Source organism: Pseudomonas sp. PICF6 (assembly GCF_009831705.1).
Classification (GTDB): Bacteria; Pseudomonadota; Gammaproteobacteria; order Pseudomonadales; family Pseudomonadaceae; genus Aquipseudomonas; species Aquipseudomonas rhizophila.
Map to the genome: position 1 here is coordinate 175,400 of NZ_WUUD01000022.1, position 22,612 is coordinate 198,011.

General features: G+C 58.8%; 19 protein-coding genes. 2 read left to right on the plus strand and 17 right to left on the minus strand.

Translation table 11 applies throughout. From position 1 onward, the window contains the following. Positions 1–52: 52 nt before the first annotated feature. From htpG to GSM73_RS15175, 3 genes are all read right to left on the minus strand, one after another. Positions 53–1,957 carry a molecular chaperone HtpG gene (htpG, locus tag GSM73_RS15165; RefSeq protein WP_047230356.1) on the minus strand — a complete coding sequence of 635 codons (1,905 nt, stop codon included), beginning with the start codon at positions 1,955–1,957 and terminating at the stop codon, positions 53–55. 87 nt (positions 1,958–2,044) lie between these two features. Continuing rightward, entirely contained in the window at positions 2,045–2,506 is a 462-nt protein-coding gene (locus GSM73_RS15170) for a PaaI family thioesterase (RefSeq protein WP_047230332.1), read from the minus strand. Continuing rightward, positions 2,503–2,979, minus strand: a complete 477-nt coding sequence (locus GSM73_RS15175; RefSeq protein ID WP_047230331.1) for a PaaI family thioesterase — start codon at positions 2,977–2,979, stop codon at positions 2,503–2,505. Before GSM73_RS15175 ends, GSM73_RS15170 begins: the two co-directional genes overlap by 4 nt. A 158-nt stretch (positions 2,980–3,137) precedes the next feature. On the opposite strand from GSM73_RS15175, the gene GSM73_RS15180 reads away from it, so the two are divergent. Next, positions 3,138–3,401: a hypothetical protein gene (locus GSM73_RS15180; RefSeq protein ID WP_047230330.1), complete on the plus strand. Its 264-nt coding sequence runs from the start codon at positions 3,138–3,140 to the stop codon at positions 3,399–3,401. A gap of 74 nt (positions 3,402–3,475) precedes the next feature. On the opposite strand, the gene GSM73_RS15185 is transcribed toward GSM73_RS15180, so the two are convergent. The 11 genes from GSM73_RS15185 to sdhC all read right to left on the minus strand — a co-directional run bounded on the left by GSM73_RS15185 (position 3,476) and on the right by sdhC (position 17,441). Beyond that, the gene (locus tag GSM73_RS15185) at positions 3,476–4,213 is read right to left on the minus strand and encodes a DUF599 domain-containing protein (RefSeq protein WP_160893104.1); all 738 of its coding nucleotides are present in this window, start codon (positions 4,211–4,213) and stop codon (positions 3,476–3,478) included. Positions 4,214–4,420: 207 nt separating this feature from the next. Further along, the gene (brnQ, locus tag GSM73_RS15190; protein WP_047230485.1) at positions 4,421–5,734 is read right to left on the minus strand and encodes a branched-chain amino acid transport system II carrier protein; all 1,314 of its coding nucleotides are present in this window, start codon (positions 5,732–5,734) and stop codon (positions 4,421–4,423) included. A 316-nt stretch (positions 5,735–6,050) separates the two neighbouring features. Then, entirely contained in the window at positions 6,051–6,935 is an 885-nt protein-coding gene (sucD, locus tag GSM73_RS15195) for a succinate--CoA ligase subunit alpha (RefSeq protein WP_014339581.1), read from the minus strand. Continuing rightward, positions 6,935–8,101: an ADP-forming succinate--CoA ligase subunit beta gene (gene sucC / locus GSM73_RS15200; RefSeq protein WP_003179235.1), complete on the minus strand. Its 1,167-nt coding sequence runs from the start codon at positions 8,099–8,101 to the stop codon at positions 6,935–6,937. The genes sucD and sucC overlap by 1 nt, the downstream gene beginning before the upstream one ends. Positions 8,102–8,297: 196 nt before the next feature. Then, entirely contained in the window at positions 8,298–9,743 is a 1,446-nt protein-coding gene (gene lpdA / locus GSM73_RS15205; protein WP_047230486.1) for a dihydrolipoyl dehydrogenase, read from the minus strand. Positions 9,744–9,852: 109 nt separating this feature from the next. After that, positions 9,853–11,076 carry a 2-oxoglutarate dehydrogenase complex dihydrolipoyllysine-residue succinyltransferase gene (gene odhB / locus GSM73_RS15210; protein WP_047230487.1) on the minus strand — a complete coding sequence of 408 codons (1,224 nt, stop codon included), beginning with the start codon at positions 11,074–11,076 and terminating at the stop codon, positions 9,853–9,855. A gap of 42 nt (positions 11,077–11,118) precedes the next feature. After that, positions 11,119–13,950 carry a 2-oxoglutarate dehydrogenase E1 component gene (locus GSM73_RS15215; RefSeq protein WP_047230488.1) on the minus strand — a complete coding sequence of 944 codons (2,832 nt, stop codon included), beginning with the start codon at positions 13,948–13,950 and terminating at the stop codon, positions 11,119–11,121. 262 nt (positions 13,951–14,212) lie between these two features. Further along, positions 14,213–14,917, minus strand: coding sequence for a succinate dehydrogenase iron-sulfur subunit (locus GSM73_RS15220; protein WP_047230491.1), 705 nt, complete (start codon positions 14,915–14,917; stop codon positions 14,213–14,215). Between the two features lie 11 nt (positions 14,918–14,928). After that, positions 14,929–16,701 (minus strand): succinate dehydrogenase flavoprotein subunit, encoded by a 1,773-nt coding sequence (gene sdhA / locus GSM73_RS15225; protein WP_047230489.1) that lies wholly within the window; start codon positions 16,699–16,701, stop codon positions 14,929–14,931. A 3-nt stretch (positions 16,702–16,704) separates the two neighbouring features. Continuing rightward, on the minus strand, positions 16,705–17,073 hold the full coding sequence (sdhD, locus tag GSM73_RS15230) for a succinate dehydrogenase, hydrophobic membrane anchor protein (protein ID WP_047230490.1): 369 nt from the start codon (positions 17,071–17,073) through the stop codon (positions 16,705–16,707). Beyond that, the gene (gene sdhC / locus GSM73_RS15235) at positions 17,067–17,441 is read right to left on the minus strand and encodes a succinate dehydrogenase, cytochrome b556 subunit (RefSeq protein ID WP_024780620.1); all 375 of its coding nucleotides are present in this window, start codon (positions 17,439–17,441) and stop codon (positions 17,067–17,069) included. Before sdhC ends, sdhD begins: the two co-directional genes overlap by 7 nt. Before the next feature lie 364 nt (positions 17,442–17,805). Between sdhC and gltA the strand changes: the two genes are divergently transcribed. Continuing rightward, a complete protein-coding gene (gltA, locus tag GSM73_RS15240) occupies positions 17,806–19,095 on the plus strand; it encodes a citrate synthase (RefSeq protein ID WP_003204440.1) in 1,290 nt (429 codons plus the stop codon). A gap of 306 nt (positions 19,096–19,401) precedes the next feature. Here gltA and GSM73_RS15245 read toward each other — a convergent pair whose 3' ends face one another. From GSM73_RS15245 to GSM73_RS15255, 3 genes are all read right to left on the minus strand, one after another. Then, positions 19,402–21,060 carry a cation acetate symporter gene (locus GSM73_RS15245; protein ID WP_047229598.1) on the minus strand — a complete coding sequence of 553 codons (1,659 nt, stop codon included), beginning with the start codon at positions 21,058–21,060 and terminating at the stop codon, positions 19,402–19,404. Next, positions 21,057–21,368 carry a DUF485 domain-containing protein gene (locus GSM73_RS15250; RefSeq protein ID WP_047229599.1) on the minus strand — a complete coding sequence of 104 codons (312 nt, stop codon included), beginning with the start codon at positions 21,366–21,368 and terminating at the stop codon, positions 21,057–21,059. Before GSM73_RS15250 ends, GSM73_RS15245 begins: the two co-directional genes overlap by 4 nt. Before the next feature lie 307 nt (positions 21,369–21,675). Then, the gene (locus GSM73_RS15255) at positions 21,676–22,530 is read right to left on the minus strand and encodes a glycine betaine ABC transporter substrate-binding protein (RefSeq protein ID WP_107321776.1); all 855 of its coding nucleotides are present in this window, start codon (positions 22,528–22,530) and stop codon (positions 21,676–21,678) included. Positions 22,531–22,612 lie beyond the last annotated feature (82 nt).

Sequence of the window (22,612 nt, forward strand, 5' to 3'; positions counted from 1 at the left end):
CGGAACACCAGAAATGAAAAAACCCGCCGAAGCGGGTTTTTCCTGCACTTGATTAAGCTGACAGTTCAACCAACAGCTTGTTCAGGCGGCGCACATAGGCCGCCGGGTCCTTCAGGCTGTCACCCGCCGCCAGGGCGGCCTGATCGAACAGGATGTGCGACAGGTCGCCGAAACGCTCTTCGCTCTGCTCGTTGTCGAGCTTATCCACCAGCGGGTGAGCCGGGTTGAATTCGAAGATCGGCTTGGAGTCCGGGACTTTCTGACCGCTGGCTTCAAGGATCTGCCGCATCTGCAGGCCCAGGTCCTGTTCACCGATGGCCAGGATCGCCGGGGAGTCCGTCAGGCGGTGAGAAACCCGCACTTCGCTGACAGCATCGCCCAGGGCAGTCTTGATCCGCTCAACCAGGCCTTCCTTGCTCTTGGCGACTTCTTCTGCGGCTTTCTTGTCTTCTTCCGAATCCAGGTTACCCAGGTCCAGATCACCACGGGCCACGTCGACAAAGCTCTTGCCGTCGAACTCGCTGAGGTAGCTCATCAGCCATTCGTCGATGCGGTCGGTCAGCAGCAGCACTTCGATGCCTTTCTTGCGGAAGACTTCCAGGTGCGGACTGTTCTTGACCTGTGCATAAGTTTCACCGGTCAGGTAGTAGATCTTGTCCTGACCCTCCTTGGCGCGGGCCAGGTAATCGGCCAGGCCAACGATCTGTTCGCCATCATCACCCTGGGTCGAAGCAAAGCGCAGCAGGCCAGCGATTTTTTCTTTGTTGGCGAAGTCCTCGGCAGGGCCTTCCTTCATCACCTGGCCGAAGTTCTTCCAGAAGCTCTTGTACTGCTCGGGCTCGTTTTTCGCCAGTTTTTCCAGCATGTCCAGAACACGCTTGGTCAGCGCCGACTTCATGGAGTCAATGATCGGGTCTTTCTGCAGGATTTCCCGCGAAACGTTCAGGGACAGGTCATTGGAATCGACCACGCCCTTGATGAAACGCAGGTACAGCGGCAGGAACGATTCGGCCTGGTCCATCACGAATACACGCTGCACGTACAGCTTCAAGCCGCGTGGTGCTTCGCGCTGGTACAGGTCGAACGGCGCACGGGCCGGCACGTACAACAGTGAGTTGTACTCCAGCTTGCCTTCGACCTTGTTGTGGCTCCAGCTCAGCGGGTTCTCGTAATCATGTGCAACGTGCTTGTAGAACTCCTGGTATTCCTCGTCCTTCACCTCAGTGCGCGGACGGGTCCACAGGGCACTGGCGCGGTTGACGGTTTCCCATTCCACTTCGGGCTTTTCTTCGCCTTCGGCAGCGGCGACTTCCTTCGGCAGCTCGATCGGCAACGCGATATGGTCGGAGTACTTCTTGATGATGTTGCGCAGGCGCCAGCCATCGGCGAACTCGTCTTCACCGGACTTGAGGTGCAGCACAATGCGGGTACCGCGATCAGCCTTGTCGACGGTGGCGACTTCAAACTCGCCCTCGCCCTTGGACGACCAATGCACACCTTCGCTCGCAGCGAGGCCGGCACGGCGGCTGAACACTTCGACCTGATCAGCGACGATGAACGCGGAATAGAAACCGACACCGAACTGGCCGATGAGGTGGGAGTCTTTTTTCTGGTCGCCGGAGAGGTTCTTCATGAAATCGGCGGTGCCGGACTTGGCGATGGTGCCCAGGTGAGTGATCACCTCTTCGCGGCTCATGCCGATGCCGTTGTCTTCGAGGGTGACGGTCTTGGCGTCCTTGTCGAAGCTCACGCGGATTTTCAGTTCGGCGCCGCCTTCCAGCAACTCTGGCTTGGACAGGGCTTCGAAACGTAATTTGTCGACAGCGTCAGAGGCGTTCGAAATCAGCTCGCGAAGGAAAATTTCCTTATTCGAATACAGCGAGTGAATCATCAGGTGCAGCAGTTGCTTCACCTCGGTCTGGAAGCCCAGGGTTTCCTTTTGAGTTTCCACGCTCATGGTCATCAAACTCCAAGTGGATGGTGGTGTCCGCCTCGCTGAGATTGGCGGCGGGATGTCCTCAAGGTGGGGGCAACGCTGATGATTTCAAGGGCTATGCGCTTTTGAAGACTCCTGAATCTTGAAATGCGCCCGGGCGGTGGCAATGGGTTCGGCCTCGAGATCCTGCCAGGCGGTGATCGCAACATTGGCTACCCGGCGCCCCTGCCGCCAGACCTGACATCTGGCGAAAGTGTCGCGAAACTGCCCGGCGCGCAGGTAATCCAGGGAGAAATCGATGATTTTCGGCACGCCCGTCGCACGGGTGGCAATCAACAGATACACCGCGGCCGACAACTCCATGAAACCGGCGATGACGCCGCCGTGGATGGCCGGCAATAAAGGGTTACCAATGTTGTCCTTGTTGGCCGGCAGGCGAAACAGCAGCTCCTCGTCCTGACGCGAGCATTCCACGCCGATCAACCGCGCATAAGGAATCGAGGCCAGCAGCAGCGCGTAGTCGCCCCGCTCGCAGGCGTGGCGCAGTTGTTCCTGAGTGATGTCGCTCATGGCTTGTCTACGGCAGCCAGCGGGCCACCCCTTTTGATTCCCTTGGCGTGCTGGCCCAGGCGCATGAAGGTGCCCACCACATGGGCGATAGGTTGTTCGGGGTCGTCCTGATAGGCAAATCCACGGCTGAAGATCACGTCCTGAGTGACCCGATAGCATTGGGCAAAGCCATAGACATCCTTGTTCGGTTCAGCGGCGTGCATGTAGTCGATGCGCAGGTCCAAAGTCGGACAGACCTCGAACTGCGGCAACACACACAACGTCGACATGCCACACGCCGTGTCCATCAACGACGTCAACGCGCCACCATGGATGATGCCCGTAAGGGGGTTGCCGACGATCTGGGGGCTGTAAGGCAGGATCACAGTCAGCCCCTCGGGACTGGCACTGTGCAACTTCAAGCCCAGCACCTGACAATGTCGCAGTGCGGACAGAAAGCGTGTCGCACGCTCAAAAACGGGGTCTTGCGCCATTGGATTTAACGCCTTTATTAATGAGCAGTCGCGGTAACAAGCATGCCCTGTAAAGTTCCGTTCCCATACAAAGTTATATATCTGTAGCAAAAGAGGAACTTAATCCAAGGGGGGGCGTTCAAAAGGCCAGTAGTTATTTCCATAAGGAGAAACACCCCATGCGTAAGACTTTAGCTATTGCCTTGATGTTGGCCGCCTCCCTCGGTCTCGCTGCCTGCGATAAAAAATCCGAGGACAAAGCTCAAGATGCCAACGAACACGCTGAGCAAGCTCAGGAAAAAATGAGCGAAGCACAGGATAAAGTGAACGACGCAGCGAAAGAAAACGCCGAAGCCGCCAAAGATCAGGCCGAATCGAACGAAGCTGCTACACAGGAACAAGCACCTGCAACAGCGCCCGCCACCGCACCGGCAACCAACTAATACGGTTTGGGCATATAAAGAAACCCGCCTAGCGCGGGTTTTCTTTTGTCTGCGATTTGGTAGTGACCGTTCTGTCAGGCCGGGTCCTTGCCTACATCAGGCAATGGCGCCTCGGTGGGGGTGTAAACCATGACCTGCAGCACGTCGGAGTGAAACTCCCGGCGGTACAGCACCAACACCACGCCTGCACTCATCAACATGAACAACCAGGGGCTGACGAACCACGCCAACATGGTCATGCCGAAATAATAAGCGCGCAGGCCAAAATTGAACTGGTTAGCCGCCATGGAGATCACCCGCGCCGCCCTGAGCGCGAAGGCCTTGCGTTCCTGCGCCGATACATGTCGCTCGCCGATCATTGGCGCCGATCCCACCAGAACCGCCGCGAAGTTGTATTGGCGCATGCACCAGCTAAAGGTGAAGAAGGCATACACAAACACCAGCGCCAGGCACAGCAACTTGGCCTCGGACATGCCTTGGGACGCCTGCTGCACCATCGGCAAATCGGCCAACAACGACACCGCACGATCGGACGCCCCAAGCACCGTCAGGATGCCCGCCAGGATGATCAGCGTGCTGGAGGCGAAGAAGGACGCGTTGCGCTCCAGGTTGCCGATCACGCTGGCGTCGGCGATACGGTTTTCGCGCAGCAACATGCGGCGCATCCAGTCTTCGCGATACAAGTGCATGACGCTGGCCAGACAGGCCGTATCGCGAGCTTTCAACGACGCATAACGGGTGTAGCCGCCCCAGCAGACGACGAACCAGACAGCGGCCAGAAGATGGATCAGATTGGCTTGGATGAATGACATGTAATTCCTTATCTGACGAAGAACATGGAGCAGCTTGCGATTGACCTTGCTCAGTCCACAGGGCCGGCACAAGCCTTTCAAGACAATGCTTCGACGTTAGTCCAAGGAAAAAGACACTGCACTCGCGCCATAAAAAATGCCCCGTATCGATGGATACGGGGCATTGGTTTTTTACCGGTGGGCCCACTCGTGGCAGGCCGCGGCAACTCAGGCCAAGGCTTCGCTGCGCTTGCCCAGCAGACGATCACACACCAACGCAACCGCCAGGGTCATCACCGACGGCACGAGCCAGGCCAGGCCCTGCTCGCTCAATGGCAGGTGGGCCATTTGCGTCGGCATCCAATCCGCCAGTCCGGCGCCTTTAAGCGCATCGATCAGGCCGAACAGGAACGACACCAGCATGACCGGGCCGACAATGCGCCCCTGCTCATGCCAGAAGTCCTTGCAGAAGCTCAGGGCCACCAAGGCAATGCACGGTGGGTAAATCGCGGTCAGAACCGGGATCGAGAAAGCGATCAGCTTGGTCAGTCCGAGGTTCGACACCAGCAGCGAAAACGCCGCCAGGATGACCACCAATGTTTTGTACGACAGCGGCAAGACACGGCTGAAGTACTCGGCACAGGCGCACGTCAGGCCAACTGCAGTGACCAGGCACGCCAGGGAAATCAGCACCGCCAGGAAACCGCTGCCCAGGCTGCCGAACGTGTGTTGCACATAGGCATGCAGCACAGCCGCGCCGTTTGTCGCGCCCGCAGCCACTTCATGGCTGCCAGATCCCAGGCGGAACAGACTGACATAGACCAGCGCCAGCCCGACCCCGGCGATCAGCCCGGCGATGATGGCGTAGCGGGTGATCAAGGCAGGCGATTCAACGCCCCGGGAACGGATCGCATTGACGATGACGATGCCAAACACCAATGCGCCCAGAGTATCCATAGTCAGGTAACCGTTGATGAACCCTTGGGAGAATGGCGCGGCCACGTATTGCGGTGTCGCCACGCCGATATCGCCGGCGGGCAAGGCAAACGCGGCAATGCCCAGCACGGCCAGGGCGATGATTTTCAGCGGAGCAAGGAATCGCCCGACGGTGTCCAGCAAGCGACCGGGATAGAGCGAGATGAAGAACACCAGCAGGAAATACACCGCACTGTAGAGAAACAGCGCCAGCGGGCTTTCACCGGTCAACGGCGCCAGCCCGACTTCGAAGGAGACTGTGGCGGTGCGCGGAGTGGCGAACAGCGGCCCGACGGCCAGGTAGCACACAGCCGCCAGCAGGCCACCGGCCACCTTGCCGATAGGACTGCTCAAGGCATCCATCGCCCCACCGACCTTGGCCAGCGCAACGACGGTGATGACCGGTAGCCCGACCGCCGTGACCAGAAAGCCCAGCGCCGCCATCCAGACATGGGGCCCGGACTGCAAACCGACAATCGGCGGGAAGATGATGTTGCCAGCCCCGACGAACAGGGCAAAGGTCATGAAACCAAGCGCCAGGATGTCCTGGCCTTTCAACACTTTCATTTTAAGGAAACCACACTGCTGAATCGGAATTTAGAGAGGGACTTCCCTTGAGGGTGGAGGGAAATGCTGCCGATCCGTATAAGACCAACCCGTTTAGCGCACCGCGTCCTTGTGAGCCACAGTCGCAAAAATGGCGGCTAGCCTAACGAATTAGTGCGAATAACGCACTGTTACAGGGCGAACTATCCGATACACGACATTTCCGTGTCGCGTTTTTGCATCTAAATGGGTTGCTGATTGCAATTCCCTCATCCGAAAACGACAAAGGCCACCCGAAGGTGGCCTTTGTTGCTGGAACAAAAAAGTCAGCCGAAGCTTACTTCTTCATTTCCCAGCCAGTCAGCTCGGCCAGGGCCTTGCCGATGTCTGCCAGCGAACGCACGGTTTTCACGCCTGCGTCTTGCAGAGCGGCGAATTTCTCGTCCGCAGTGCCTTTGCCGCCAGAGATGATTGCACCAGCATGGCCCATGCGCTTGCCCGGAGGAGCAGTCACACCCGCGATGTAGGAAACAACCGGCTTGGTCACGTTAGCCTTGATGTAGGCAGCCGCTTCTTCTTCAGCCGAACCGCCGATCTCACCGATCATGACGATCGCTTCGGTCTTCGGGTCTTCCTGGAACAGCTTCAGGATGTCGATGAAGTTGGAGCCCGGGATCGGGTCACCGCCGATGCCGACGCAAGTCGACTGACCGAAACCGGCGTCAGTGGTCTGCTTGACGGCTTCGTAAGTCAGGGTGCCGGAACGGGAAACGATACCGACCTTGCCTGGCAAGTGAATGTGACCTGGCATGATGCCGATCTTGCATTCGCCTGGAGTGATCACGCCTGGGCAGTTAGGACCGATCAGGGTGATACCCAGCTCGTCGCACTTGACCTTGGCTTCCAGCATGTCGATGGTCGGGATGCCTTCGGTGATGCAGACGATCAGCTTGATGCCGCCGAACGCTGCTTCAAGGATGGAATCCTTGCAGAAAGGAGCTGGAACGTAGATCACGCTGGCGGTGGCGCCAGTGGCAGCAACAGCGTCTTTGACGGTGTTGAAGACAGGCAGGCCCAGGTGTTCGGTGCCGCCTTTGCCCGGCGTTACGCCACCAACCATCTTGGTGCCGTATTCCAGAGCTTGCTGGGTGTGGAAACTACCTTGCGAACCGGTAATACCCTGGCAGATAACCTTGGTGTCTTTATTGATCAGGACGCTCATTATTTGCCCTCCGCAGCTTTAACGACTTGTTGAGCAGCGTCGGTCAGGCTGGTAGCAGCGATGATGTTCAAACCGCTTTCTGCCAGTACTTTAGCGCCCAGCTCAGCGTTGTTGCCTTCGAGGCGAACAACAACCGGGATTTTCACGCCGACTTCTTTCACGGCGCCGATGATGCCTTCGGCAATCATGTCGCAACGAACGATGCCGCCGAAGATGTTGACCAGTACTGCAGCGACGTTAGTGTCGGACAGGATGATCTTGAACGCTTCGGTTACGCGTTCCTTGGTAGCACCACCGCCCACGTCGAGGAAGTTGGCTGGCTTGCCGCCATGCAGGTTGACGATGTCCATGGTACCCATGGCCAGGCCAGCACCGTTGACCATGCAGCCGATGTTGCCTTCCAGGGCCACGTAGTTCAGTTCGAACTTGGCAGCGTGCGCTTCGCGCGGATCGTCTTGCGACGGATCGTGGAAAGTCTTCAGCTTAGGCTGACGGTACATGGCGTTGGCGTCGATGTTGATCTTGGCATCGAGGCAGTGCAGATCGCCGTCGGCCTTGATCACCAGCGGGTTCACTTCCAGCAGCGCCAGGTCGTGGTCCTGGAACAGCTTGGCCAGGCCTACGAAGATCTTGGCGAACTGAGTGACCTGCTTGCCTTCCAGGCCCAGCTGGAATGCCAGCTCGCGACCCTGGAATGGCTGGGCGCCAACCAGTGGATCGATGGTGGCCTTGAGGATTTTCTCAGGGGTATCGTGAGCGATTTTCTCGATGTCCACGCCACCTTCGGTGGAAGCCATGAACACGATACGGCGGCTCGAACGGTCAACGACAGCGCCCAGGTACAGCTCTTTAGCGATATCAGTGCACGATTCAACCAGGATCTTGGTGACTGGCTGACCGTTGGCGTCAGTCTGGTAGGTCACCAGACGCTTGCCCAGCCACTGCTGTGCGAAGGCTTTGGCGTCTTCTTTGCTGCGAACCAGCTTGACGCCGCCCGCTTTACCGCGACCACCGGCGTGAACCTGGGCTTTGACAACCCATTCGCTGCCGCCGATTTTGTCGCAAGCTTCTGCTGCCGCTTCCGGGGTGTCTACCGCGTAGCCGGTGGATACTGGCAGGCCGTACTCAGCGAACAGCTGCTTACCCTGATACTCGTGAAGATTCATGCTTATTACCGTCTTCGTTAGGTACTGCGCATTCGGTGCTGCACCGTTATGGTGCCGCACCACCTGTGACTGCTGCTTGCGTAGCGTTCCGGTTGACCGGTGCCGCTACGCAAGGCTGCGTCCAGCGGATATTCCGCGGTGAGTCTTGCTCGCAAGGCTCACGACGGGCCATACCGCCGTGGTTTCTTATTGTCTATTAACGCTTTTTGCGGTTGGCCACGTGGATGGCACCGCCATTTACGGCCAGGGCCGCTTCGTGCAAGGCTTCGGACAGGGTCGGATGGGAGAAGACCATCATGCCCAGATCTTCAGCGCTGGTGCCGAATTCCATGCCGATCGCGCCTTGCTGTACCAGCTCGGCAGCGCTTGGGCCAATCACGTGAACGCCCAATACGCGATCCGTCTTGGCATCAGCGATGACTTTCACGAAACCACCGGTATCGTTGGCTGCCATGGCACGGCCGGAGGCTGCGAACGGGAAGGTGCCGACGTTAACTTCAACACCTTCGTTTTTCAAGGTTTGCTCGGTCTTGCCGACCCATGCGATTTCCGGGTGGGTGTAGATAACCGACGGGATCAGGTCGTAGTTGATCTGGGCTTTGTGGCCCTTGATGCGCTCGACCACCATGATGCCTTCCTCGGACGCTTTGTGCGCCAGCATCATGCCGCGTACCACGTCACCGATGGCGTAGACACCCGGAACGTCGGTTGCGCATTGCTCGTCAACCGCGATGAAGCCGCGCTCATCGAGGGTCACGCCGCAATCGGCGGACAGCAGGTCAGTGGTCACTGGGCGACGGCCAACCGCAACGATCAGTTTGTCGAAAGTGATGGTCTGTTCGCCGTTGGCGTCGGTGTAGTTCACCACGACTTCTTCGCCGTTGACCTTGGAGCCGGTCACGCGAGCGCCCAGCTTGATGTCCAGGCCTTGCTTGGTCAGGGTTTTCAGCGCTTCCTTGGAAACCGCGGTGTCGGCGGCCATCAGGAAGGTGTCCAGTGCTTCGAGGACGGTTACTTGCGCGCCCAGGCGCGACCAGACCGAACCCAGCTCCAGACCGATAACACCCGCGCCGATCACGCCCAGGCGTTTTGGTACGGATTGGAACTCCAGAGCGCCGGTCGAATCGACGATCACGTTCTGGTCCACCGGAGCCGGCGGAATGTCGATCGGACGCGAGCCCGGTGCCAGGATGACGTTCTCGGCTTCGATCACTTCAACCGAGCCGTCTGGCTTGGTCACTTCGACCTTCTTGCCCATCAGCAGCTTGCCGTGGCCCTGGATCGAGGTCACGCCATTGGCCTTGAACAGGGTGGCAACGCCAGAGGTCAGGCCTTTGACGATGTTGGCCTTGCGGCCAACCATGGCAGGTACGTCAATGGTGACGTTTTCGCGGTTGACACCGCCAATGCCGTGGATGGCCAAGCCATCCTGCGCTTCATGGAACTTCCAGGAGCTGTCCAGCAGCGCCTTGGACGGAATGCAACCGACGTTCAGGCAAGTACCGCCGAGGGCCAGTTTGCCCTCCTTGTCGGTGTATTTCTCGATGCAGGCAGTGGTGAGGCCCAGTTGCGCAGCCTTGATGGCCGCTACGTAGCCGCCAGGGCCCGCACCAATCACTACCACGTCGAATTTCTGAGTCATGAGTCATTCCTTCTCGAATCAAACCGGACGGTCACTTGTGGAGACCGTCGTGGGACGAAACCGGTTATTTCAGCAAGAGGCCGGTCAACCGACCGGCCCTTGCGGCGAATCAGATATCCAGCAGCAGACGAGCCGGATCTTCAAGCAGGTTCTTGATGGTTACCAGGAAAGTCACGGCTTCTTTACCGTCGATCAGACGGTGATCGTAGGACAATGCCAGGTACATCATCGGACGAATCACGACCTGACCATTGATCGCCATCGGGCGTTGCAGGATGTTGTGCATGCCCAGGATCGCCGCTTGTGGCGGGTTGACGATCGGGGTCGACATCATCGAACCGAATGTACCACCGTTGGTGATGGTGAACGTACCGCCGGTCATCTCTTCGATGGACAGCTTGCCGTCACGGGCTTTCTTGCCGAAGGTGGCGATGCCGCCTTCGATTTCAGCCAGGCTCATCAGTTCGGCGTTACGCAGGACCGGAACCACCAGGCCACGGTCGCTGGAGACCGCGACACCGATGTCGGCGTAACCGTGGTAAACGATGTCGGAACCGTCGATCGACGCGTTGACGGCCGGGAAGCGCTTGAGTGCTTCAGTGGCAGCCTTGACGAAGAACGACATGAAGCCCAGGCGTACGCCGTTGTGGCTCTTCTCGAACAGGTCCTTGTACTTCGAACGCAGGGCCATGACTTCGGTCATGTCGACTTCGTTGAAGGTGGTCAGCATCGCCATGTTCGACTGGGCTTCAACCAGACGCTCGGCAACCTTGGCGCGCAGGCGGGTCATCGGAACGCGTTTTTCAACGCGATCACCGGCAGCGAAAACCGGAGCGGCAGCGGCAGGCGCGGCAGCCTTGGCTGGCGCAGCGGCCGGAGCGGCTTTCTTGGCGGCAACCGCGGCAACCACGTCTTCCTTGGTCACACGACCACCCTTGCCGGTGCCGGCAACGGAAGCGATGTTGATGCCATTCTCTTCAGCCAGCTTGCGAGCAGCGGGAGCGGCGACTGGATCGTCTTCGCCGCCAGCGGCAGGAGCAGCAGCCTGAGCGGCGGCCGGTGCGGCAGCAGCAGCCGGAGCAGCGGCAGCAGCGCCGCCCGCTTCGATGGAGCCCAGCACTTCGGCCGACAGAACGGTGTCGCCTTCGTTCTTGACGATGGCGCCCAGGACGCCGTCAGCTTCGGCCAACACTTCCAGGACAACTTTGTCGGTTTCGATGTCGACGATCAGTTCGTCGCGCTTGACCGCGTCGCCCGGTTTTTTGTGCCAGGTGGCAATCGTGCCATCGGCAACCGATTCCGGGAAAGTGGGGGCTTTGATCTCGATAGCCATTATCTGTGGTTCCTTAAATTCGGTTTCAGGTGCGCGAAGGCATTAAACGGTAAAGGCATCTTGCAGCAGTTGTTCCTGCTGCTCGGCGTGCATCGATGCATAACCACAAGCAGGTGCAGCAGAAGCGTCACGGCCGGCGTACTCAAGTACGAGCGACTTGTCGTGAGCGCTGATGATGCGGCGCATGTGATGTTGACTGCAGTACCACGCACCCTGGTTCATCGGCTCTTCCTGGCACCAGACGATGTGCTTCAGGTTTTTGTACGGAGCCAGGATTTCGACCAGGTCGTCCTCCGGGAACGGGTACAGCTGCTCGAGACGCACGATGGCGATATCGTCACGGCCTTCGGCACGGCGTTTTTCCAGCAAGTCGTAATAGACCTTGCCGCTGCACAGAACCACGCGACCGACGTTGGCCGGATCCTGAGCGTCGATTTCCGGGATAACGGTCTGGAACGAGCCTTCGGCCAGATCTTCCAGAGTCGAGATCGCCAGCTTGTGACGCAGCAATGACTTCGGTGTCAGCACTACAAGCGGCTTGCGCAGCGGGCGAATCACCTGACGGCGCAGCAAGTGGTAGATCTGAGCCGGGGTCGTCGGTACGCACACCTGGATGTTGTGCTCGGCGCACAGCTGCAGGTAACGCTCCAGACGTGCCGAAGAGTGCTCCGGCCCCTGCCCTTCATAACCGTGTGGCAACAGCATGGTCAGACCGCAGAGACGGCCCCACTTGTGCTCGCCGCTGGTGATGAACTGGTCGACAACCACCTGGGCACCGTTGGCGAAGTCGCCGAACTGGGCTTCCCAGATCACCAGCGCATTCGGCTCGGTGGTGGAGTAGCCATATTCGAACGCCAGGACGGCTTCCTCGGACAGCAGCGAGTCGTACAGGTCGAAACGTGGCTGGCCTTTGTACAGGTGTTGCAGCGGGATGTAGGTGCTGGCGTCTTTCTGGTTGTGCAACGCCGCGTGACGGTGCGAGAAAGTGCCGCGGCCTACGTCCTGGCCGGTGATGCGCACAGGGTGACCTTCGAACGCCAGGGTCGCGTATGCCATGGTTTCGGCATAACCCCAGTTGATCGGCAGGCCGCCGGCTTGCATCTTCTGCCGGTCTTCGTAGATTTTCGCGACCTGACGCTGAACCACGAAGCCTTCCGGAATTTCCAGCAGCTTGGCGGACAGTTCCTGCAAGGTCTTGAGATCAAAACGAGTGTCGTGACGAGCGGTCCAGGCATGACCCAGATACGGGCGCCAGTCGACGAACAGCTCTTTGTTCGGCTCTTTGACCAGGCTTTTTACAACATGCAGGCCATTGTCCAGGGCATTGCGATATTCATCGACTTTTTCCTGGACGCGCTCAGCGTCCAGCACACCGCTCTGGGTCAGGCGCTCGGCATACAGCTCACGGGTGGTGCGCTGCTTGGCGATCTGCTGGTACATCAGAGGCTGGGTGCCGCTTGGCTCGTCGGCCTCGTTGTGGCCGCGACGACGGTAGCAGACCAGGTCGATCACCACGTCACGCTTGTACTGCATGCGGTAGTCGATGGCCAACTGGGTCACGAACAGCACGGCTTCCGGGTCATCGCCATTCACATGGAGAATCGGCGCCTGGATCATCTTCGCAACGTCAGTGCAGTACTCGGTGGAACGCGAGTCTTCCGGGTTGCTGATGGTGAAGCCGACCTGGTTGTTGATCACCAGGTGAATGGTACCGCCGGTCTTGAAGCCGCGAGTCTGCGACATCTGGAAGGTTTCCATGACCACGCCCTGACCTGCGAATGCAGCGTCACCGTGGATGGAAATCGGCAGGACTTTTTCGCCAGTCGGGTCGTTGCGACGATCCTGACGGGCACGGACCGAACCCTCGACCACCGGAGAAACGATTTCCAGGTGGGACGGGTTGAAGGCCATCGCCAGGTGAACTTCGCCACCGGTGGTCATCACGTTGGACGAGAAACCCTGGTGATACTTGACGTCACCGGAGCCCAGCTCGACCTTCTTCTTGCCTTCGAACTCGTCGAACAGCTCGCGCGGGTTCTTGCCGAAGGTGTTGACCAGCACGTTCAGACGGCCGCGGTGGGCCATGCCGATGACGACTTCCTTGGTGCCGTAGGAACCGGAGCGCTGGATCAGTTCGTCCAGCAGCGGGATCAGGCTTTCGCCACCTTCCAGGCCGAAACGCTTGGTGCCCGGGTATTTGGTGCCCAGGTACTTTTCCAGGCCTTCGGCGGCAGTGACGCGCTCGAGCAAGTGGCTCTTGACGTCAGCGGAGAAGGTCGGACGGCCACGAACGCTTTCCAGACGCTGCTGGAACCACTGGCGCTGCTCGGAATCGACGATGTGCGTAAATTCGGCACCGATGGTGCGGCAATATGTCTGCTGCAACGCTTCGTGAATTTCGCGTAGGCTCGCTTCCTCTTTGCCGATGAACAGGTCGCCGGCACGGAAGGTCGTATCAAGATCGGCATTGGTCAAGCCGTAATGAGTGATCGACAGGTCTGCAGGTGCAGGACGCTGCCACAGCCCCAGCGGGTCCAGCTGGGCTGCCTGGTGGCCGCGCATCCGGTAGGCCTGGATCAGTCGCAGCACTTCAACTTGCTTCTTCTCGTGCTCACTGCTCACGCTGCCGGCAGACACCGGTTGAGCGCGGCGCTGGTTCTTTGCCAGCAGCACGAAATGATCGCGAATTGTCGAGTGCGAAACATCAGTGGCAGAGTTACCGTCAGCCGGCAACTTCTGAAAGTAGGTGCGCCACTCTTCTGGCACAGCGTTAGGGTCGTGCAGGTAGAGCTCGTAGAGCTCTTCCACATAGGCAGCGTTACCACCGGAGAGGTGGGCACTGTTCCACATGCGCTGCATCACGCTTTCTTGCATGCTTGGTCACCCTCGATTTGGGGAACACCATCGGCGAAAACACCGAGCAAACTTGCAGAAGTCCGAATGCAGCGACCAAAACAAGCCACTTAGGATCACGCTGATAGTCCGGGTACCAGCCCGGATGCCCCTGCTTGTCTCATTTCTTCAAAATAAGAACTGCCGCTTTGTGAGCGGCGGTTCTGGTTATAGCCAGGACGCGGGTTGAAGCCCACGCCCCGACCTGTACGGGTACAGCGGTTCTACGGGTACAGCAGCTGAATCACACGCCGCTTTGCAGCAGCATGTTACGTACGTGACCGATGGCCTTAGTCGGGTTCAGGCCTTTCGGGCAGACGTTGACGCAGTTCATGATCCCGCGGCAGCGGAATACGCTGAACGGGTCATCCAGTGCAGCCAGACGCTCGGACGTCTTGGTGTCGCGGCTGTCTGCCAGGAAGCGATACGCTTGCAGCAGAGCGGCCGGGCCCAGGAATTTGTCCGGGTTCCACCAGAAGGATGGGCACGAGGTCGAGCAGCAGGCGCACAGGATGCACTCGTACAGACCGTCGAGCTTTTCACGCTCTTCCGGGGACTGCAGACGTTCGATGGCCGGAGCCGGCGAATCGTTCTGCAGGAATGGCTTCACCTTCTCGTATTGCTTGTAGAAGATGCTCATATCGACGACCAGGTCACGAATAACCGGCAAACCTGGCAGCGGACGAACGATCAGCTTGTTGCCCTTGACCACGGCGGACAGCGGCGTGATGCACGCCAGGCCGTTCTTGCCGTTGATGTTCATGCCGTCGGAGCCGCAAACGCCCTCGCGGCAGGAACGACGGTAGGAAAAACCTTCGTCCTGCTCTTTGATCAGGGCCAGCACGTCCAGCACCATCAGGTCTTTACCACCGGTATCGACCTGGAAATCCTGCATGAACGGCGCGGCGTCCTGATCAGGGTTGTAGCGATAAACACTGACTTGCAACATGGCGGCCACCCTTAGTAAGTCCGGATCTTGGGTTCAAACGTCGGAACGGTCTTCGGCGAGAAGTTCACCGCACGCTTGGCGACACGTTTTTCACCCGGGAAGAACAAGGTGTGGCACAACCAGTTTTCGTCATCACGGTCTTCAAAGTCTTCGCGGGCATGGGCACCACGGGACTCTTTGCGCACTTCTGCCGCGATGGCGGTGGCTTCGGCCACTTCCAGCAGGTTCTGCAGTTCCAGCGCTTCGATACGTGCGGTGTTAAACGCCTGCGACTTATCGTTGATCTTCACGTTGGCGATTCGTTCACGCAATTGAGCCAGCTGAGCGATACCCTTCTGCATGTACTCGCCGGTACGGAACACACCGAAGTAGTTTTGCATGCAGTTTTGCAGCTCGCGACGCAGGGTCGCCACGTCTTCGCCTTCGGTACGCTCATTCAGAGCGGACAGACGCGCCAGGGCGGCTTCGATGTTGGCGTCGGTGGCATCGTCATACTCGATACCCTCGGTCAGCGCTTTTTCCAGGTGCAGGCCGGCAGCGCGACCGAATACCACCAGGTCGAGCAGCGAGTTGCCGCCCAGACGGTTGGCACCGTGAACCGATACGCAAGCCACTTCACCCACTGCGAACAGGCCAGGGATGATTTCGTCCACGCCTTCGGCGTTCTGGGTGATCGCCTGGCCGTGAATGTTGGTGGCAACGCCGCCCATCATATAGTGGCAGGTTGGAACTACTGGAACCGGCGCAACGACAGGGTCGACGTGAGCGAAGGTCTTCGACAGTTCGCAAATGCCTGGCAGACGGCTGTGCAGCACTTCCTCGCCCAGGTGGTCGAGCTTGAGCATCACGTGGTCGCCATTCGGACCGCAACCGTTGCCGGCGATGATTTCTTTCACCATCGAACGGGCAACTACGTCGCGACCGGCAAGGTCTTTGGCGTTCGGAGCATAACGCTCCATGAAACGCTCGCCGTGCTTGTTGATCAGGTAACCGCCTTCACCGCGGCAACCTTCGGTGACCAGTACACCGGCGCCGGCGATGCCGGTCGGGTGGAACTGCCACATTTCGATGTCTTGTACCGGCACGCCAGCACGCAGCGCCATGCCGACACCGTCACCGGTGTTGATCAGGGCGTTGGTGGTGGACGCGTAGATACGGCCGGCACCGCCAGTCGCCAACACGGTAGCCTTGGCGCGGATGTAGGTGGTTTCGCCGGTTTCGATGCAGATCGCGATCACCCCGACGAAAGCGCCATCCTGGTTTTTCACCAGGTCAACGGCGTAGTACTCGTTCAGGAACGTGGTACCGGCTTTCAGGTTGCCCTGATAAAGGGTGTGCAGCAGTGCGTGACCGGTACGGTCGGACGCCGCGCAAGTACGCGCAGCCTGGCCGCCCTTGCCGTAGTCCTTGGACTGACCGCCGAACGGACGCTGGTAGATACGGCCGGTTTCGGTACGCGAGAACGGCAGGCCCATGTGGTCCAGTTCGAAAACCGCAGCCGGACCTTCCTGACACATGTATTCGATAGCGTCCTGGTCACCGATGTAGTCGGAACCCTTGACGGTATCGTACATGTGCCAGCGCCAGTCATCGTTCGGGTCAGCCGAAGCGATGGCACAGGTGATGCCGCCCTGGGCGGAAACAGTGTGCGAACGGGTCGGGAAAACCTTGGTGATCACGGCAGTCTTGTGACCGCCCTGTGCCAGTTGCAGCGCAGCGCGCATGCCGGCACCGCCGCCACCAATAATGATGGCGTCGAAAGAAATCGTAGGAATGTTAGCCATGAATCAGATACCCCAAAGAATCTGCACACCCCAGACGAAGTACGCAAACATCGCGACGCCGCATACTGCCTGGAAGAGGAAACGTACGGCAGTCGCCGACTTGCCGAACGCCATCGGCGTCAGGTAGTCGGTCGCGATGGTCCACATGCCGACCCAGGCGTGAGCGCCCAGTGCGACAAGCGACAGCAGACTGAAGATACGCATCCAGTTGTTTGCGAACAGTTCGTGCCATTGGGCATAGCCAAGGCCAGGGTTTGCTACGACATATCCGATCAGGAAAATGAAGTAAGCCGCGAGAACGACCGCAGACACACGCTGCGCCATCCAGTCATAGAGGCCCGAACGGGAAAGGTTCGTGACGTTGGTTACCATATCCAGACTCCTGCCAGAACGATTACCACCACGGAAACGGCGATAACGATTTTCGAGCCCAGCTTGCCGCCTTCCAGCGTCTCACCGATGCCCATGTCCATGATCAAGTGGCGCACACCGGCAACCAGGTGATACAGCAAGGCGGACAGGATGCCCCAAATCACTAGCTTGGCTAGCGGACTGGTCAGACACGCTTTCACCTGACCGAAGCCTTCTTCCGAGTCGAGCGACTTGTCCAATGCATAAAGCATGATGGCCAGGCTGACGAAGAGAATGACACCGGAGATACGGTGAAGAATGGACGTGTAAGCAGTGACTGGGAGTTTGATGGTCCTTAGGTCTAGGTTTACAGGTCGTTGGCTTTTCACGGCTTTTTTTCACACTGAAGAGCCCCTAACAATCAGGGCAAAGTTGTTGGGGCGCGCACTGGTCAGGTACTCACCACCCAGGGAGTGACGACCCCCAAGAAAGCAGGCCCAAAAGCCCCTGGCGGTCGGTGGCCGAGTATAGACAGTTAGGCTACTAATGACAACGCGTTCACCTTCCCCTAATAGCGCATTGCACATATGAAGCAAAAGGCGTAAACGGCAGGCAATTTCGCGGAAAAAGTCCGGTTAAAGCCTTCTGGAGCAAGACTTTAGGCAAATTGACATTCGAATTTATCTCACTATAGTGGTGCGGGCCCTGCGTGGGGGGTCTGTCTGATGATTCCAAGCATTAATAGGAGGCCACATGGCTGACAAAAAAGCGCAGTTGATCATCGAGGGCGCAGCCCCCGTCGAGCTGCCCATTTTAACCGGCACCGTTGGTCCCGATGTAATCGACGTACGGGGCCTGACGGCCACGGGCCGTTTCACCTTTGACCCGGGTTTCATGTCGACCGCTTCGTGCGAGTCGAAAATCACCTATATCGACGGCGACAACGGCATCCTGCTGCACCGCGGCTACCCGATCGAACAACTGGCTGAAAAGTCGGACTACCTGGAAACCTGCTACCTGCTGCTCAACGGCGAGCTGCCAACCGCAGAGCAAAAGGCCCAGTTCGTCAGCACCGTGAAGAACCACACCATGGTTCACGAACAGTTGAAGACCTTCTTCAACGGCTTCCGTCGCGATGCCCACCCGATGGCCGTCATGTGCGGCGTTGTCGGCGCCCTCTCGGCCTTCTACCACGACTCCCTGGACATCAATAACCCCCAGCATCGCGAAATCTCCGCGATCCGCCTGGTGGCAAAGATGCCGACCCTGGCAGCCATGGTCTACAAGTACTCCATGGGCCAGCCCATGATGTACCCGCGCAACGACCTGACTTATGCAGAAAACTTCCTGCATATGATGTTCAACACCCCGTGCGAGATCAAACCGATCAGCCCGGTGCTCGCCAAGGCCATGGACCGGATCTTCATCCTCCACGCCGACCACGAGCAGAACGCCTCCACGTCCACCGTGCGCCTGGCCGGCTCCTCGGGTGCCAACCCGTTCGCCTGTATCGCCGCCGGTATCGCCGCACTCTGGGGCCCAGCCCACGGCGGTGCCAACGAAGCGGTATTGACCATGCTCGATGAAATCGGCGATGTCTCGAACATCGACAAGTTCATCGCCAAGGCCAAGGACAAGAACGATCCGTTCAAGCTGATGGGCTTCGGTCACCGGGTCTACAAGAACCGCGACCCGCGCGCCACCGTCATGAAGCAGACCTGCGACGAAGTGCTCAAGGAACTGGGGATCAAGAACGATCCGCAACTCGAACTGGCCATGCGCCTGGAAGAGATCGCCCTGACCGACCCGTACTTCATCGAACGCTCGCTGTACCCGAACGTCGACTTCTACTCGGGGATCATCCTCAAGGCGATCGGCATTCCAACCAGCATGTTCACCGTGATCTTCGCCCTGGCGCGGACCGTGGGCTGGATCTCCCACTGGAAGGAAATGCTCTCCAGCCCGTACAAGATCGGCCGCCCGCGCCAGTTGTACACCGGCTACGAGTCGCGTGACATCACCCAGCTGGAAGACCGCAAGTAAGACCTGCCTTGCAATGAGGTCTTGAGCTGCACCGAAACAGCCCCTGCTTCTTATATAAGAGCAGGGGCTGTTTTGTTTGTGCCTCTTTTCATCTGATCCAGAAGCGGCATTGACAGGTCCGACGTCATCGCGAGCAAGCTCGCTCCCACAGTTGACCTGTTGTGAACACAGAACCTGTACTCACTGAAAATCCCCTGTGGGAGCGAGCTTGCTCGCGATGACGGCAGCCCTGCCATCCTTAAACCCGGCACAAAAAAATACCCCAGCCTCTCGACCGGGGTATTTCTTCAAGCACTTCTCGCTACATCAATGGTTAACCGCCCCACTCGCCCCCAGGCCAGTCTGCGAACGCACAAACTGCGGGAAGAACAGTGCACGCTCGTTCACACCTTCAGCCGACTTGTCGGTGACGGAGAAGAACCAGATGCCGACGAAGGCAATGGCCATCGAGAACAGCGCAGGGTATTCATACGGGAAGATCGCCTTCTCGTGACCCAGGATCTGCACCCAGATGGTCGGACCGAGCACCATCAGGCCCACCGCACTGACCAGGCCCAGCCAGCCGCCGATCATGGCGCCACGGGTGGTCAGCTTCTTCCAGTACATCGAAAGCAGCAGTACCGGGAAGTTGCAGCTTGCCGCGATGGAGAACGCCAGGCCCACCATGAACGCGATGTTCTGCTTCTCGAACAGGATGCCCAGGCCGATCGCCAGCACCGCCAGGGCGATGGTGGTGATCTTCGACACGCGGATCTCATCCTTCTCGTTGGCTTTGCCTTTCTTGACGACACTGGCATACAGGTCATGGGACACCGCCGAGGCACCGGCCAGGGTCAGACCCGCCACTACCGCCAGGATGGTGGCAAAGGCTACGGCCGAGATGAAGCCCAGGAAGATGCTGCCACCCACCGCGTCAGCCAGGTGCACCGCCGCCATGTTGTTGCCACCCAGCAAGGCACCTGCCGCGTCCTTGAAGGCCGGGTTGGTGCTGACCAGCAGGATCGCGCCGAAGCCGATGATGAAGGTCAGGATGTAGAAGTAACCGATGAAGCCAGTGGCGTACAGCACGCTCTTGCGAGCTTCCTTGGCGTCACTCACGGTGAAGAAGCGCATCAGAATGTGCGGCAGGCCAGCGGTACCGAACATCAGCGCCAGACCCAGGGAGAACGCCGAGATCGGATCCTTGACCAGGCCACCAGGGCTCATGATCGCTTCACCCTTGGCGTGAACCTTGACCGCCTCGGAGAACAGCATGTTGAAGTCGAAGTTGACGTGCTTCATGACCATCAGCGCCATGAACGAAGCGCCCGACAGCAACAGCACCGCCTTGATGATCTGTACCCAGGTAGTGGCCAGCATGCCGCCGAACAGCACGTAGAGGCACATCAGGATACCGACCAGAATCACCGCAACGTGATAATCCAGGCCGAACAGCAGCTGGATCAGCTTACCGGCACCCACCATCTGCGCGATCAGGTAGAAAGCCACCACGACCAGCGAGCCGCTGGCAGACAAGGTGCGGATCTGGGTTTGCCCCAGGCGGTAGGACGCCACGTCGGCAAAGGTGTATTTACCCAGGTTACGCAGGCGCTCGGCGATCAGGAACAGAATGATCGGCCAGCCGACCAAAAAGCCGATGGAGTAGATCAGACCGTCGTAGCCAGACGTGAACACCAGCGCGGAAATCCCCAGGAAGGACGCCGCCGACATGTAGTCACCGGCAATCGCCAGGCCGTTCTGGAAACCGGTGATCCGCCCGCCCGCAGCATAGTAGTCGGCTGCCGAGTTGTTGCGCTTGGACGCCCAGTAGGTAATGCACAAGGTCGCGCCAACGAAAGCCACGAACATGACAATGGCCGAAACGTTAAGCGGTTGTTTCTGCACGGCACCGGTCAGGGCTTCAGCCGCCCAGGCCCCCGGTGCGAAAGCTGCGATGCTCAACAGAGCCATTAGACGCCGGATCATTGCTGAGCCTCCTTGAGAATCGCATTGTTCAGATCGTCGAACTCACCGTTGGCGCGTCGCACGTAGATACCGGTCAGGATGAAGGCCGAGACGATCAGGCCGACACCTATGGGGATACCCCAGGTAATGGTGGACTCGGGCGAAATCTTGGCCCCGAGAACATGCGGCCCGTAGGCAATCAGAAGAATGAAGCCTGAATACAACCCAAGCATGATCGCCGAGAGAATCCAGGCGAACTTTTCTCTTTTTCTCACCAGCTCCTTGAAGCGCGGGCTGTTTTGAATCGAGAGGTAAATGCTGTCGTTCATTGTTTTTATCCTCGCAGCACAGATTTAATTGGAACAGCTCTACTCTATGCGGCTGAAGGCCAGGTTCCAGACGACCTTAGTATTAGAACGACATGACGTTTATCGATTGATGACGAGCACCGTTACCCCTTGTGGGAGCGAGCCTGCTCGCGATAGCGGTGGGTCTATGGGTGCACCTGTCGAATGTACCGTCGTCATCGCGAGCAGGCTCGCTCCCATAAGGACGTGGGCGAGGCTAAAAAACGCAGGCATAAAAAAACCGCATGACGCCAAGTCATGCGGTTTCGAGGATGTTAAACCGGGCGGATTACTTGCCGGTCCACTCCTTCACGCGGTCCGGGTGCTTGGCAACCCAATCCTTGGCAGCGACGTCCGGCTTGGCGCCCTCCTGAATCGCCAGCATGACCTCGCCGATTTCGTCTTTCGAGTTCCACTGGAACTTCTTCAGGAACGCGACCACTTCCGGCGCCTTGGTGTCCAGCTCCTTGCTGCCGATGCTGTTCACGGTTTCAGCCGCGCCGTAAACGCCTTTCGGGTCTTCCAGGAAGCGCAGTTTCCACTTGGCGAACATCCAGTGCGGCACCCAACCGGTGACGGCGATGGATTCTTTTTTCTTCTCGGCACGGGTCAGCTCGGCAATCATGCCGGCGCCGGAACTGGCCTTGAGTTGATACCCGGTCAGGTCGTAATCCTTGATGGCCTGCTCGGTCTTGATCATGACACCTGAACCGGCGTCGATACCGACAATGCGGTTCTTGAAGCTGTCATCGGTCTTGAGGTCGGCCACGGACTGGGCCTTGACGTACTCCGGCACGATCAGGCCGATTTTTGCATCCTTGAAGTTCGGACCGTAGTCGACCACCTGATCCTTGTTCTTGGTCCAGTAGTCGCCATGGGTCACCGGCAGCCAGGCCGAGAGCATCGCGTCGAGTTTGCCAGTGGCTACGCCTTGCCACATGATCCCGGTCGCAACCGCTTGCAGCTTCACGTCATAGCCCAGTTTCTGCTTGATGACTTCGGCCGCCACATGGGTGGTCGCGACGCTGTCGGACCAGCCATCGACATAACCGATGCTCAGGGTTTTGGTTTCGGCGCTGGCCAGTGTGGAGCTGATCGCCAGTACCAGTGCGGCACCTGCGCCCAAGAGTCGTCGCATTCTCATCGTTACTTCCCCGAAAGTGCTGCGCCCGACGGATGCCGAGCGGCGTCAACGTATTGTTATGGTGCACAGCGCCCCCATCACG